Source organism: Marinobacter sp. (genome assembly GCF_048259445.1).
GTDB lineage: Bacteria > Pseudomonadota > Gammaproteobacteria > Pseudomonadales > Oleiphilaceae > Marinobacter.
The window spans coordinates 131,662-145,320 of the sequence record NZ_JBLXHQ010000002.1; the positions used below are offsets into that span (position 1 = coordinate 131,662).

A 13,659-nucleotide genomic window follows, 5' to 3' on the forward strand; every position below is an offset into this window, starting at 1 on the left:
CGCCAATCTTATCCAGAAAATCGGGAGTAGCTTCTGCTTCTAAGGGTAATTCGATAATCGTGAACACCGAAACCAGCCAGACAGGCTGGTAACATGCACAACGCCGGGATGTGTGCTCCATTCCGGGGCCGTTGCGGCCCCGGCAAGTGGATGTCAGATAATGCGGGAGAACCGCTGGCTGGCGCCTTCTTTGCGGTAGAAATCAAAAATCTGGCAGATGGCTCGAATCAGCAGCCGACCGGCAGGTTCTACCTGCAGAACCTGACCATTGTCACCAATCAGTTCATCGGCAATCATCGGGCGGAGACGGGCAAGTTCGTCCGCAAAGTAGCTGTCAAAATCTTCCTGCCACTCAGCGGAAAATTGCTGGCGATCCAGGCGGAACTGACAGATTAACTGGCCAATAACCCAGCGCCGCAAGCGGTCATCACGGCTAAGATTAACGCCTTTGGTAATCGCCAGATTGCCGGCGTCTATGGACGCTTCCCAGGCGGGCAGATCGTGGTTGTTCTGGAAATAGGCGTCGTCTGTCTGGCCAATAGCCGACACACCCAGAGAAACCAGATCACAATCCGAGTGAGTGGTGTAGCCCTGGAAGTTCCGGTGCAGGCGCCCGGCGCGTTGCGCCACAGCCAGACTGTCATCCGGCTTGGCAAAGTGATCCATACCGATGTATTCGTAACCCGCCTCAAGCAAGCGGTTGATCGTGTTATGCAGAATGGTCAGCTTTTGCTGCGGTGATGGCAATGTGTCGTTCTTGATTCGGGTTTGCGGATAAAAGCGGTCTGGCAGGTGCGCATAACTGAACACAGACAGCCTGTCTGGCGACATATCAATTACTGCCTCCAGAGTGTCCGCAAAGCTTTCTGGCGTCTGGTGTGGCAAGCCGTAGATCAAGTCAAGATTGATGGATCCGAAGCCCAACTGCCGGGCCTCGCGCAAAACAGCTTCGGTCATTTCCCGGGGCTGGATACGGTTGACGGCTTTCTGAACCTCCGGGTTTACATCCTGCACACCCAGGCTGATGCGGTTAAAGCCCAGCTTCCAGAGTGTGGGCAGCGTGTCCTGGTCTACCTCACGCGGATCAATCTCAACACTGTAATCGTGCTCGTCACCGCTTTGCAGGTTGAACAGTTCGGCATAGCCTGCCATCAGCTCCTGCATCACATCATTCGGCAGAAAGGTCGGTGTACCACCACCCCAGTGCAACTGTTTTACCGGGCGATCCGCGCCAAACAGTTTCGACTGCATGGCTGCCTCTTTCAGAAGTCGCTCAACATAGGGCATCGCCTTGTCGCGCTTCTTGGTAATAACCTTGTTGCAGGCACAGTAATAGCAGAGGTGAGCGCAGAACGGCAGGTGGGTATAGAGAGAGAGCGGCCGGTTGCTGGCCTTACTGCGCGCTGCAGCCTCTACCATCTGCTCTATCGGATAGCTCTGGTTAAACTCCACAGCCGTTGGATACGATGTATAGCGCGGCCCGCTGAGATCGTAGCGTTTGATCAGCGCATCATCCCACATGAATTCCGGGAGGGTGGATTCAGCAGTCTGCGGTGCGGTGTTGGAAGCCATAATAAAAACTCTGAGCGTGTGATGTGTGAGGCCAGCCGGGGCGCGACGCATTGTAGGCGAGGCGGGCTGAGCGCATCTTGATGCGAGTCATTTTGACGAATAACAGGATTTTATCAGCTTGGGGCCTGAACTACCCTCGTGCATATTGCGTATTCTGACTACCTACTTAGGGTGATGGACCCTATGACCCTCAGAACAAAAGTCCGCCAGACAACGGAGCGCTTTTTCTCATGGCCAATCTGATTCTGATTCTTGGTGATCAGCTGACAACCGACATCAGCGCCCTGGATGGAGCCGACCCCGGGCGCGACCGTATTGTTATGGCGGAGGTTCATGAGGAAGCAAACTACACCAATCATCACAAGAAGAAACTGGTACTGCTGTTCAGCGCCATGCGCCATTTTGCGCAGCAGCTTGCGCATGATGGCTGGCAGGTTCATTACCAGCGCTACCACCCGGCTAACGAACAGCAAAGCCTTGAAGACGTGGTCGCCTCGTTGCTTGAAGAACATCAGCCAGACAGAATTATCACAACCGAGTGCGGTGAATGGCGGCTGCATGATCAGATCAACCAGTGGGAAGAACGCCTGAACCTTCCCGTAGACATCCGCAAAGATACGCGGTTTATTGCCAGCAAACGTGAGTTTGCCGACTGGGCTGAAGGCCGCAAGCAGCTGCGCATGGAGTACTTCTACCGGGAAATGCGCCGCAAAACCGGCTTGCTGATGACTCCGGATAACAAACCGGAGGGCGGCAGCTGGAACTTTGACGCTGATAACCGGCGGAAATGGACCGGCAAGCCACCTGCCCCTGCACCCTTCAGGGTAGAGCCCGACGCCATAACCCGTGGCGTTATTGATCTGATTGAACAACATTTCCCCGACCACTTTGGCACCACAGATGACTTTCACTTCGCCGTCACGCCAGAGGATGCGCAAGAAGCACTGGATTACTTTATCGAGTTTGCCCTGCCCTGCTTCGGCGACTATCAGGATGCCATGTCAGATAGCGAAGACTGGCTGTTCCACTCGATTCTTTCACCCTATATTAATTGCGGCCTGCTGGATCCACTCACCGTGTGTGAAGCGGCAGCTAGAGCCTGGTATGCCGGACAGGCCCCCATCAATGCGGTAGAAGGTTTTATTCGCCAGATTCTGGGCTGGCGCGAATTTGTGCGGGGCATCTACTGGCTGCACATGCCGGGCTACGCCAAAGAAAACCGGCTGGGCAATACCCGTGCCCTGCCCTGGTTCTACTGGACCGGTGACACGAAAATGCGCTGCATGCACAAAGCCATCGATGCCACTCGGCGTAACGCCTACGCCCATCACATCCAAAGGCTCATGGTCACCGGCAACTTTGCTCTGCTGGCAGGCGTAAAACCGGAGGAAATCTGCGACTGGTATCTGGCCGTCTATGCTGATGCCTACGACTGGGTAGAGCTGCCCAATGTGCTGGGCATGGTCATGCACGCCGATGGCGGATACCTGGGATCAAAACCTTACGCCGCCAGCGGCAAGTACATTCAGCGTATGTCTGACCATTGCGCCAAATGCCATTACAACGTCAGCAAAAGTACCGAAGCTGATGCCTGCCCCTTCAACTCGCTCTACTGGCATTTCATTGACCGACACAGAGACGATTTCGAGCGCAACCCCAGGATGACGATGATGTACCGAAACTGGGATCGGCAGAAGCCCGAGAAGCGCGCGGCTTTGCTCGACAGGGCAGAAGACCTGCTTTCGCAGCTGGAGCGTATCTGAAACGCCGGGCTTCCGTTTCTTGGTCCGTAATGCATCAAAAGCCGCGTAACAGGGAGGCAAGAAACCGCTGCAACTGCTAGTCTTCCATGTACTTTCGAATCAGCAAAAAAATGGAACGACCGGTCACTATGGACTACCGACCACTTGCACTCGGCATACTCGCATCAATCATGTTTCAGGTGTGCCTGGCATCGCCGCCCGCAATGAATCTCGTCACCTTTGAAGCTCCTCCCTATAAGGTCTCCAGCGAACGCGGGCGTGAATCAGCAAGCATAGGTGGCGAGACCGTGGAAACGGTAACCTGTGCCGTAACGCAGGCCGGGATGTCCGTGCATATAGCTCTCGCTCCCCAAAAACGCGCTATTCATTCGCTCAGACAAAACAGTGTAGACGGCTACTTTGCTGCCGATCCATCTGCGGCACTGGACGCCATTGCCAGCCGCAGCCACCCAGTCGCCCTGGAGGAATGGTACTTTTTTATGCTGGACCCGAGGATCCGGCCCGACCAGGCCAGGATCGGGGTCGTTGACGGCAGCAACGAAGAAGCCTGGCTGGCAGCAAATGGCTACGATATTTACCTGAGTGTTACCTCACCCAGCCAGTTGGCGGCGCTGCTGGAACGAGGAAGAATTGACATTGCATTAATGGACAAGCGGGTCATGGAGGAGTTAAACACCACAAACAAAACCAACACAGACCGTCTTCATTCGCTTTTCCTCCGCTATGCCCCGCTTCACCTTTATGTCAGTGAAGCCTTCCAGAAAATCCATCCCGAGTTTTTGGCTGCATTCAATCGGGCACTTCCGGCTTGCATGAAAAAACCACTGGCGCTTTCCATCGTAGAACGAAACCATATCGAAGCGCTGACAAAACAGTTATTAACCGAACTGGCCAGGTTATTGGACCTGCAGCAAGCCTTGAAAGCCGGCCCACTGCCAACCTCTCTAGAGGAAGTGCTGACAATCGACACCGAGTGGCAGGCTCTGGCGCCAGAGACCGCAATACCCTTAGCGACACAGATTCTCGACCTGCCCGCATCACGCACTCTGGAAACCTGGCAGCGCTCCCATCAGGGTCTGGTCACAGAAGTGATGGTGATCAATAACATGGGAACAATCGCCGCGATGAGCAGGCTCACCTCCGATTTCTGGCAAGGCGACGAGCCGAAATTTCTGGAAGTCGCAGGAAGCTGGCGCTCGGAAAAACCGGGCGTCCCGTTGCCGGTCTATATATCGCCCATTCGTTACGACAGTTCCACCGCGCGATTCCAGATTACCGTCAGTGCACCCGTTTTTCCCGTCAGCGGCGAAGCTTCCAACGGCGTAATTGCACTGGGCCTGGATATTGAGAAGGCTATTGGCTTCTAGGGCGGGCCCACTTCACAGGCAAGCACCAGCGCCCAGAACTCCGAGAAATCATTCACCACCACATCGGGCTTGTCAGGATGCTTGTGGGTGCCCGGGAATATGCGGTTCAACCAGGGCAAATCCCATTGTGCGCCATTAAAGAAAACAGACGTCATGCCCGCGCGCTTTGCGGCAATCACATCGGTGGTGCTGTCCCCGACATACCATACGCTGGGGTCCGGCGGATAACCGAGCTTCTGCACCGCCAGCAAGAGCTGATCCGGATGTGGTTTGCGCAGCGGTGTGTCATCTCCGCAAACGTCTACATCAAACAGCTCTGTCCAGCCGGTGTCTTCAACAGCGGCTAACTCATGCTCAAAAAACTCCCGGTCGCGATTGGTAATCACGCCTACCTGAATATTCAGTCTTCGCAAGCCTTCCAGAACCGCCCGGACTTTTGCCTCAAAGGCTTTTACCGTGCCGTAGTGGTTGCGGTAATGATGATTGAATGCTTTGTGTGCAATCTGCTTTGCTTCCTCATCATCACCGAAAAGGACTTCAAAAATATCCGTGCGAGAGATCTTCCGGTCAGCCTTCACCTTGGGGTGAAGTCTGGCAAATTCTCGCACATAGGCCACCAGCTTCGCGTCTTCCGGGGTTTTGCTGTCCTCGGGCGTAACCATGCGCTGCATCAGCCCAAGTTTGTGGAAATCCGGGAACATGTCATCCACCGCGTGATACATCGCATCAAGTGTATCCACAAGCGTTGCGTGCCAGTCGAACAGCACCACTTCCGGACGAATAAGCCGAACCACCGCAGGATGCCAGTCAGGTTCTATGCGAGGCTCCGGACGAGACGGGGGAGGAAAGGGACCGGGGCGAACCTCTGCCGGTGAATGCAGAAACTTCGCAGGCTCGCCACGCTCCAACAGGGCAAGCAGATCCATCAACTCTTCAAAGCTGTCGAGCACGGCCAGAGGTTCATCGCGCCTTGAGAACCAACTGCGGATACGCTCCGCTTCCCACTGGGCACCGTTATAGAACACACCGGCAACCCCGGCGCGGTTTGCAGTCAACATGTCTACGTAACTATCGCCGATGTACCAGGCGCGCGCATCTGCTGGCAGATCCAGCTTCTCCAGAGCCCTGCTGATCACTTGCGGATCGGGTTTATATTCTGTGACGTCATCGGCGCATACGGTAGCTTCAAAAAGGTTCTGCCAGCGCCCCTCATCAACCGTTTTCAGCTCTTTTTCGAGAAATTCCCGGTTTCTGTTCGTTGCCACAGCCAGGCGAATACCCATGGTTTTTAGCGCACAAAGATATTCGTAAGCTCCCGGCTGAAAGGGCCTGACCTGCCCAAAGTAACGCCGGTAGGCCTGATTGTATGCCTGGTGGGCAATCATTCTGGCCTCTTTATTGTCTCCAAAAATAGCGTTGAAAATATCGGTTCGAGATACCCTGCGCTCGGCAAGAATGCGCGGGTGCAGGCGCCTGAAAATCCGGATGTAGCGAACCAGCCTCGCATCGTCCTCCGTCCGGCATTGCTCCTCCGGTAGCAGTCGATCCACCAGTCCAAGCTCTTCCAGTTGCGGCAGCATGTCTTCCATGGCGCTGAACATGGCGTCGTGGGTATCCACCAAGGTTCCATGCCAGTCGAAGATCAGTACCGAAGGCGCCAAAAGGCGATCACTCACACGATCCATAAACAATCCTTTGACGTTTCAGAGACGTATAAACAGACGCTATCCATCAGTTAAAACCATATTGAGCCAATGCACAAAAAACCGCACCTGCCTGAGAAAACATGCCCGGTCTGCCAGCGTCCGTTCAGCTGGCGCAAGAAGTGGGCAAAAGACTGGGAGAGTGTCCGTTACTGCAGCGAGCGCTGCCGGCGCAACCAGAGTCGCAACAAGAGTACTGTGCCTTGAGTACCGTGGTCTGGTTCAAGCGCGACCTTCGCGTGCGGGATCACGGCCCCCTGCACCATGCTGTAAAGCTCGGTGAGCCCGTGATCCCACTTTACGTTATCGAACCCGAATACTGGCAACTGCCCGACACCTCTCAGCGGCAATGGCTTTTTATCGAGGAGTCTCTGGCGGAGTTGCACCGGGAACTACAAAAGCGCGGCAGCCGTTTACTGATCTGGCATGGCAGGGTTACCGAAGCACTTTCAACCCTGCGCGAGCACCTCAATGTGGGGAGGGTGGTCTGCCATCAGGAAACCGGTGGCCAATGGACCTATGAGAGGGACATGGCCACGATTGGCTGGTGTCAGGAAAATGGTATCGAGTTCCGGGAGTGGCAGCAGTTCGGCGTTGTCAGGCGGCTGAAGGATCGGGATCTGTGGGATGACGCCTGGAATCAGGTTATTCACACTGACCAGTTGTCAGCACCCGGGCGTGTGCCGGCTCCGGAAGGCTTTGCCGACTTTCCGCCGGCTCAAACGAGCAAGTCCTCACCACTTTTCGGCGACACCCGCCCCTGCCCCGCCCGGCAAACGGGGGGCAGCCAGCGAGGTGAAACGTTACTCTCTTCGTTTCTGGAACGGCGCTGTATCGGGTATCAATACAACATATCGAGCCCTAATACGGCCCTTCGTGGCTGCTCCCGGTTAAGCCCCCATATAGCGTACGGCACCCTTAGCCTGCGCGAGATCTATAATCGGGCAAAAGCGTCAGGGCAGCACAGCAGCAGCCTGCCACGAAAACAGAAAAGCCTGACCAGCTTCCGTTCGCGTCTGCACTGGCACTGCCACTTCATCCAGAAACTGGAGGACGAACCGGAGCTGGAATTTCGTGCCATGCACCGGGAAATGGAAGACCTGAAATCCGGCCCCAACCATACCGAAAGACTGCAGCGTTGGCAGGAGGGCCAAACCGGCTGGCCATTAGTGGATGCCTGCATGCGCGCACTACATCATACCGGCTGGATCAATTTTCGCATGCGGGCCATGCTCATGGCGGTTGCCAGCTACCAGCTCTGGCTGCACTGGCGAGACCCGGCTCTGCACCTGGCGAAGTTGTTTACCGATTTTGAACCGGGCATCCATTATCCGCAGGTTCAAATGCAGTCAGGCCTCACCGGTATAAACGCTTTGCGAATTTACAACCCGGAACTGCAGAGTCGCAAGCTGGATCCCGAGGGCAATTTCATACGCCGCTGGGTTCCGGAGCTGGCGGACGTGCCGACAGACTGGATCCACGCCCCCCGGTTAATGACAATGAGCCAGAAGAAGCGATTGGGAGGTGGTGCCTATATCACACCGGTTTGCGATCATGAACAGGCTGCCCGCTTCGCGCGAAAGGCTGTTGGTGACTTCCGGAAATCCAGCGTAAGCCGGAGCGAAACCAGTCGAGTTCTGGACAAGCATGGCAGCCGCAAAGGCCCGGTTCAAAGACGTCCGGGCTCAGGCAGAGGCAGAAGCACGCCGAACGAAAACCAGCTTTCTCTGTTCGACGACGAGTAAGGATCCTGGATGTTGAATATCAGACAACCCCTTGGCCCGCCGGGGGAGTGTCTCTGGTTTCTTCCGGAACTTTCACCAGAGACGGCAAGATAAGTACCGCGCAACAGGCGTTAACAGCCACATATTCCACCGTAGCCCGACGCATTGGCCAGCGGCTGCTGGCGCCTTTGGACACCAGAACGAGCAGATCTGCTCCAATATTCGCAGCCAGCGCCACCAGTTTTTCACCCGGTGTACCAGCAACTACATGCAGGCTGGCGCTGTGCTGCATAGGCAGATATTTGCGTGCCAACAGATTAAGCCTTTCCCGAACTTCGTTTTCCCGATCCTCCGGGGTTTCTTCGGTAACATGGGGAAAAAAGCCAGCGCCTCCGGGATTGAACACGGTCGCCAGATGCAGTTCGCTGTCTTCACCCATCAACCTGACGCCTTCCTCCAGCGCCCGCTTGCCCTCACCATCGTCTTCATAATCTATGGCTAGCAGTATTTTACGGTACATTCTGACCCTCCTGTTTTCGCACAGTAGTGCCCTCCACTTCCGGGAATACACGCCCCTGCACAAGTTCGCTCACGGAATACCCGCGGTGGTCGGCTTTTACAGCCCTGAATAGCGATACCGCCATAAAAACCAGCAACACGCAGAATGGCAATCCCAGCGATGTGATGACGTTCTGCAGTGCATCCAGGCCACCTGCCAGAAGCAGGGTTGCTGCAATCACCCCCTGAGCGGCGGCCCAGAAAATTCTCTGGCGTACCAGCGACGGCTGATCGTCCCGGCGCGTAAGCATATCAATGACCAGAGATGCGGAATCCGACGAGGTAGTGAAGAAAATAACAATAATAATGATGCTGAGCAGAGAGGACACCTCCGACAGCGGGAAGGCCTCAAGAAAGGCGAAGATGGCCACAGAGGGGTCTTGCTGCACCTGCTCTGCCAGCGCCACAGTCCCATTCATTTCAACGTTGATAGCAGAGAGCCCGAACACCCCGAACCACACCAGAGTGAACACCGTTGGTGCAAACAACACGCCGGCTACAAACTCACGAATAGTGCGACCCCGGGAAATCCGGGCAATAAAGATACCCACATAAGGTGCCCAGGTAATCGTCCAGGCCCAGTAGAACAGTGTCCACTGCCGCTGCCAATCTGATTCAGTATAAGTCTGGGTCCAGAACGCCAGCCACGGCAAGGCGTCAAAATAGTCACCAACGCTCTGCACCATACCCTCGGCAATGAATACTGAGGGACCTGCCACCAACACAAACAGGATCAGCAGCAACGCCAGTACGATGTTGATTTGCGATAGACGGCGCACGCCTTTGTCTAGCCCAAGCGCCACAGAGATGGCTGCGATGCTGGTAATCACTGTAATGAGCAGCACCTGAACCCATCCTGTCGAAGGTGTGCCAAACAGGTAAGACAAGCCGCTGTTGAGCTGCAAGGTGCCAAGCCCGAGGGAAGTAGCCACACCAAAGAGCGTACCCAGCACCGCAATTACATCTACAGTCCAACCCAAAGGCCCGTATATACGATCGCCAAGCAGCGGATAGAACAGGCTGCTGATACGCATGGGCAAGTTGTGCCGGTAGGCAAAGTAAGCAATCGCCAGGCCGGGCATGGCGAATATGGTCCAGGTGTGCAGACCAAAGTGATACAGAGATATAGTCATTGCATCACTGGCCGCACGGTCGCTGCCGGCAATCACACTTTCGAACGGCGGGTTGGCAAAATGAGAAACCGGCTCGGCCACGCCCCAGAACATCAGAATGGTGCCAATGCCGGCAGCAAAAAGCATGGTGAACCAGGTGAGGTTGGAATAATCCGGCCGGGAATCATCAGCGCCCAGTCGAATACCGCCGTAGCGGCTTAGTGCCAGTCCCAGCAGGAACAGCAAAAGTGAGGTAACAGAAAGGATGTAGAACCAGCCAAGGTTTTGCGCAACCCAGCCGGTCAGAACGCCAAAGGTATCCGCAACGGCCTTGTCAAAGGGTATGGCCAGCAAAACAAACACTGCGGCCACCCCTGCAGATGTAAAAAAAACACCCGGTATTGTCTGCAGTCCAAGCAAGCGTTGCAGCCGCTCCAGCAAGGTAAGTCTCCCGGTTAAAGTTCACAAATAGAGGGATTCTCCTCTACCATAACGAAAACAGACCGGTCCTGACACACGCCAGATCAATAATACACGGGAAGCGCAAACACGATGAAAATCGGTGAAATATCCAAACAATCATCCGTTGCCGTGGAAACCATCCGGTACTACGAAAAAATTGGCTTGCTGCCAACTCCGGATCGGGATATCAGTGGCTATCGGGCCTATCGCGCTAAGCACCTCGACCGACTTTTGTTTATCAAGCGTTGCCGCAATCTTGATATGGCCCAGGAGGAAATTCGCGAACTGATCCGACTGTCCGAAAATCCGGAAGCCGACTGCCATGAAGTAGATGCCCTACTGGCCCGCCACCTGAATCATGTACGTAACCGCTTGAAGGAGCTCGCAACCCTGGAAAACACGCTGCAACAGCTGCAAAAAGCCTGTTCGGATGCGGGCACGGTAAAGGAGTGTGGCATTATGGGCGGGCTCAGTTCCGAGCTGGAGGGCCTGCACACCAGTTCCGACGATCACGAAAATCACGTGCCAGGCACTCACAGACCGGGCAAGAATTGAGGTTCTCTAAAAACTGCCTGCGAAGTGTTGACCCTGTAGCAACTACAGGGTTTTAAATATCTCCATCGCTGATCAGGAGGTGTTTATGGCATGCAGTTGTTCTGGTCCAGAACCGAAATCCCCGGCCCCGGGCTTTCGCCGTGCGCTCTGGATTGCCCTGTGGGTAAATCTGGCCATGTTTTTCGTGGAAGGTGTTGCCAGCTTGCAGTCAGGCTCGGTTTCACTGATGGCCGACGCCATCGATTTCTTTGGCGATAGCGCCAACTACATTCTGTCGCTTTCCGTTCTTTCTATGGGCATGCTCTGGCGTGGCCGCGCAGCCATGGTGAAAGGCATTACCATGACAGTATTCGGTGTCGCAGTCTGGGCACGGGCCATCTGGGTATTGGAGCAAGGCATTACGCCCGAACCGCTTACCATGGGTGCGGTCGGTTTGCTGGCGCTGGTAGCAAACTCCGGCGTTGCCATTATGCTTTTCCGGTTTCGCAGTGGGGACTCGGACATGCGCTCGGTGTGGCTATGCAGCCGCAACGATGCCATCAGTAATCTGGCCGTCATGGCCGCCGCTCTGGGCGTTTTCGGTACAGCTAGCGCATGGCCGGATCTGATTGTCGCCGCCATCATGGGCACTCTGGCGATCACGGCTGGCATCAGCGTTGTGCGCCATGCCAGGCAAGACATTCACAACGCAAAACAGAATTCAGCGACTGGAGCCAGCCTGGAAGTCCGATAACTCGTACTGGTACTCGTCGTCGGCAATCATTTCATGGCCGTCGTAGTCAATTCGCCGCGGAAAACCGTAGTGGGGATCGTAATCCACGTTCAGTTTGTGAACTTTCCGCTGCTCTGACTGCTCAATGAACTCGAACAAACCGGCAATGGTCAGCCGGCTGGCGTCGAGCTGGCTTTCGTCCTGAATGGGCTGCTCAAGCCCCTTTACATCGACCAGCTTGCCGCCAACAACCGTAACGCGCATTGGCTGGCTCAGATCCGCCGGGCAGAAACAGGTCTGCTGAACCGTAACCTGATAATTAACGATGCCTTTGCCGCGCCAAAGCGCCTGAGCCTGATCGCGGGTTTCAATTTCATTTCCAGCATTTTCTGCAGCGGCATCGGGCACAACCGTGCCGCACCCTGCAAGCACAAAACCCAAAAAAAGCGCTGTTAAACAGAGGGTTTGCCCTCGCAGCGCCGCCATCAACTGAACCGCCTCCGGCGAACGGCCACTGCAATCACTCCCATTAGCAGCCAGGCCCAGTTAACGGCACCGCCGCCACCACTGTCCGATCTGGAACTGGTGTTCTTCTGTGTATCCGGCGTTGTTGGCGGAGTACCCTCATTCTCTGGCTCTTCGGGTGTGATGGGCTCAATTGCTGCAAGAGTGATCCGGGTCATCAGTTCGTTGTTCTGCGGCAGAATGTCTTTCACCTCACCGCTGTCGCTGATCAGCGTTGCATTCTGTAGCAGGTTGAACGTGGCGCTGGTGCCGGCTTCGGCTTGAATGCTGAGCAGGAGCCCCGACTTTACTGCCACTTCAGGGCAATCAAAGCCGTCTGATTTGTCGGCTGGGCCCGTTAGAATGCATGCGTCGCTTCCGAGACTGACCCCGACCAGGCGGCCCTCACCCTCGCCAATCACGCCTTCAACCTTCATGCGATCCGCCTTTTCAAGTGCCGCGTCTTCGTAATTAACCTGAAAGTTTGCCTGGAACGAGGCTTCCTGATCGACTTCAGCGGGGTTGCCATTGAAGGCAGACAAGGAAACGTCTGCCGGGAAATTAAAGCATTGTTCAACGGCACTCAACGCAGAAATCTCATTCGTTATCGAGCCGTAAGAGCAACTTGAGAAACTGCTCACATCGGAACCCACGCTCGGGCTCATGATGAACTGGCCAGACTGGCAAGCTGCCCCCTCTCCATCCTGACCGTCGTGACGCGCACCCAGATTGTGGCCAATCTCATGAGCTACTATCAATGCAGTTACAACATTGCTGTTGAGCACGTTGGTAACCCCTGAAGCGAAACCATTGCCGCTACAAAGCGTTCCTACGTAGGCAACCCCGGCCGTGCCGCCATTAAAATCCCGACCACTGATCAAATGGAAAATGGACCGATCACTTTGCAGAAAACCGAGACGACCGGCTGCACGCTTTTCCCTGACATCCGAGAGCAGATCGCCAGCTTCCGTTGTTGTGCTGAACAATCCATCCTGAGCGTTATCGAGAAAGGTCAGCGACAGCGTATCGAAAATAATTCCGAACTGGTCTTTGTAGAACCCTTCCACCATATTCATTATGGCTCCGGCCTGCTCCTTTGGCTTCGCAAAGCGATCCTGAAATTGCTTGTCGAACGCCAGCTCAAGCTCCAGCATCAGGCAGGCGCCATCAACCTTGTCAGCACAGAGCATATCGAAGTTGGCGGATACGGCTTGAGCCATTGCAGGGCCAATCAGACTGTCGGGCGTAATCAGCGACTCACCGTGCAGGTGATCCATACCGCATTGCGGGGGTTCTTCAATACGACTGAAGCTGAACGTAGCCGGCTTTTCATTACCGCCAATGGTGTGCATGCGCCCGAACGCGTAAGCCATGCCTTCCCAACCATTATCGAGACGCGAGATACGTACCCAGCTGTCCGGATCTTCCGGAAAATGGCCTTCGTAATGATCACCCTCGGTAGCCACAAACCGCTGGTTTCGCTCCAGCTGTGCCTCGTAGCTGTGGCCGTCGATCCAGACCGGCTGAACCATAGCGGCTGACGCGGCTGCAGACATTGCCGGCAAGAGGGCAAAAGAAATCAAGGACACAAGAATGGGTATAAACCTGAAAGGCATGGTAAAACTCT

12 protein-coding genes are annotated in these 13,659 nt (G+C 55.3%); 6 read left to right on the forward strand and 6 right to left on the reverse strand.

Annotated elements, in window-relative coordinates; genetic code table 11:
• Positions 1-153 precede the first annotated feature (153 nt).
• Complete coding sequence (hemN, locus tag ACN0RL_RS02015) at positions 154-1,572, reverse strand: oxygen-independent coproporphyrinogen III oxidase (protein WP_417513170.1); 1,419 nt, start codon at positions 1,570-1,572, stop codon at positions 154-156.
• Between the two features lie 230 nt (positions 1,573-1,802).
• Here hemN and ACN0RL_RS02020 point away from each other — a divergent pair, with 230 nt between their 5' ends.
• Positions 1,803-3,335, forward strand: a complete 1,533-nt coding sequence (locus ACN0RL_RS02020) for a cryptochrome/photolyase family protein (RefSeq protein WP_417513172.1) — start codon at positions 1,803-1,805, stop codon at positions 3,333-3,335.
• Positions 3,336-3,463: 128 nt separating this feature from the next.
• Positions 3,464-4,702, forward strand: coding sequence for a substrate-binding periplasmic protein (locus ACN0RL_RS02025; protein ID WP_417513174.1), 1,239 nt, complete (start codon positions 3,464-3,466; stop codon positions 4,700-4,702).
• On the opposite strand, the gene ACN0RL_RS02030 is transcribed toward ACN0RL_RS02025, so the two are convergent.
• Positions 4,699-6,387, reverse strand: a complete 1,689-nt coding sequence (locus ACN0RL_RS02030; RefSeq protein ID WP_417513176.1) for an HAD family hydrolase — start codon at positions 6,385-6,387, stop codon at positions 4,699-4,701. The genes ACN0RL_RS02025 and ACN0RL_RS02030 overlap by 4 nt on opposite strands.
• A 69-nt stretch (positions 6,388-6,456) precedes the next feature.
• Here ACN0RL_RS02030 and ACN0RL_RS02035 point away from each other — a divergent pair, with 69 nt between their 5' ends.
• Together ACN0RL_RS02035 and ACN0RL_RS02040 are read left to right on the forward strand one after the other, a co-directional pair.
• Positions 6,457-6,612, forward strand: coding sequence for a DUF2256 domain-containing protein (locus ACN0RL_RS02035; protein WP_417513178.1), 156 nt, complete (start codon positions 6,457-6,459; stop codon positions 6,610-6,612).
• Positions 6,609-8,150, forward strand: coding sequence for an FAD-binding domain-containing protein (locus ACN0RL_RS02040; protein ID WP_417513180.1), 1,542 nt, complete (start codon positions 6,609-6,611; stop codon positions 8,148-8,150). Before ACN0RL_RS02035 ends, ACN0RL_RS02040 begins: the two co-directional genes overlap by 4 nt.
• A 19-nt stretch (positions 8,151-8,169) precedes the next feature.
• Here ACN0RL_RS02040 and ACN0RL_RS02045 read toward each other — a convergent pair whose 3' ends face one another.
• Both ACN0RL_RS02045 and ACN0RL_RS02050 read right to left on the reverse strand, forming a co-directional pair.
• Positions 8,170-8,649 carry a universal stress protein gene (locus tag ACN0RL_RS02045; RefSeq protein WP_417513182.1) on the reverse strand — a complete coding sequence of 160 codons (480 nt, stop codon included), beginning with the start codon at positions 8,647-8,649 and terminating at the stop codon, positions 8,170-8,172.
• Entirely contained in the window at positions 8,639-10,240 is a 1,602-nt protein-coding gene (locus ACN0RL_RS02050) for a BCCT family transporter (RefSeq protein ID WP_417513184.1), read from the reverse strand. Before ACN0RL_RS02050 ends, ACN0RL_RS02045 begins: the two co-directional genes overlap by 11 nt.
• A 111-nt stretch (positions 10,241-10,351) precedes the next feature.
• Between ACN0RL_RS02050 and cadR the strand changes: the two genes are divergently transcribed.
• Both cadR and ACN0RL_RS02060 read left to right on the forward strand, forming a co-directional pair.
• A complete protein-coding gene (gene cadR / locus ACN0RL_RS02055; RefSeq protein WP_417513186.1) occupies positions 10,352-10,816 on the forward strand; it encodes a Cd(II)/Pb(II)-responsive transcriptional regulator in 465 nt (154 codons plus the stop codon).
• A gap of 85 nt (positions 10,817-10,901) precedes the next feature.
• On the forward strand, positions 10,902-11,549 hold the full coding sequence (locus ACN0RL_RS02060) for a cation transporter (RefSeq protein ID WP_417513188.1): 648 nt from the start codon (positions 10,902-10,904) through the stop codon (positions 11,547-11,549).
• Here ACN0RL_RS02060 and ACN0RL_RS02065 read toward each other — a convergent pair.
• Together ACN0RL_RS02065 and ACN0RL_RS02070 are read right to left on the reverse strand one after the other, a co-directional pair.
• Positions 11,517-12,014: a DUF6174 domain-containing protein gene (locus tag ACN0RL_RS02065; protein ID WP_417513190.1), complete on the reverse strand. Its 498-nt coding sequence runs from the start codon at positions 12,012-12,014 to the stop codon at positions 11,517-11,519. The two genes, ACN0RL_RS02060 and ACN0RL_RS02065, sit on opposite strands and share 33 nt — an antisense overlap.
• Complete coding sequence (locus ACN0RL_RS02070; RefSeq protein ID WP_417513192.1) at positions 12,014-13,648, reverse strand: M12 family metallo-peptidase; 1,635 nt, start codon at positions 13,646-13,648, stop codon at positions 12,014-12,016. The genes ACN0RL_RS02065 and ACN0RL_RS02070 overlap by 1 nt, the downstream gene beginning before the upstream one ends.
• Positions 13,649-13,659 lie beyond the last annotated feature (11 nt).

Coding starts and splice junctions, on each gene's coding strand:
- hemN (WP_417513170.1), bottom strand. CDS start 1,572: ATGGCTTCCAACACCGCACCGCAGACTGCTGAATCCACCCTCCCGGAA.
- ACN0RL_RS02020 (WP_417513172.1), top strand. CDS start 1,803: ATGGCCAATCTGATTCTGATTCTTGGTGATCAGCTGACAACCGACATC.
- ACN0RL_RS02025 (WP_417513174.1), top strand. CDS start 3,464: ATGGACTACCGACCACTTGCACTCGGCATACTCGCATCAATCATGTTT.
- ACN0RL_RS02030 (WP_417513176.1), bottom strand. CDS start 6,387: ATGGATCGTGTGAGTGATCGCCTTTTGGCGCCTTCGGTACTGATCTTC.
- ACN0RL_RS02035 (WP_417513178.1), top strand. CDS start 6,457: ATGCACAAAAAACCGCACCTGCCTGAGAAAACATGCCCGGTCTGCCAG.
- ACN0RL_RS02045 (WP_417513182.1), bottom strand. CDS start 8,649: ATGTACCGTAAAATACTGCTAGCCATAGATTATGAAGACGATGGTGAG.
- cadR (WP_417513186.1), top strand. CDS start 10,352: ATGAAAATCGGTGAAATATCCAAACAATCATCCGTTGCCGTGGAAACC.
- ACN0RL_RS02060 (WP_417513188.1), top strand. CDS start 10,902: ATGGCATGCAGTTGTTCTGGTCCAGAACCGAAATCCCCGGCCCCGGGC.
- ACN0RL_RS02065 (WP_417513190.1), bottom strand. CDS start 12,014: ATGGCGGCGCTGCGAGGGCAAACCCTCTGTTTAACAGCGCTTTTTTTG.
- ACN0RL_RS02070 (WP_417513192.1), bottom strand. CDS start 13,648: ATGCCTTTCAGGTTTATACCCATTCTTGTGTCCTTGATTTCTTTTGCC.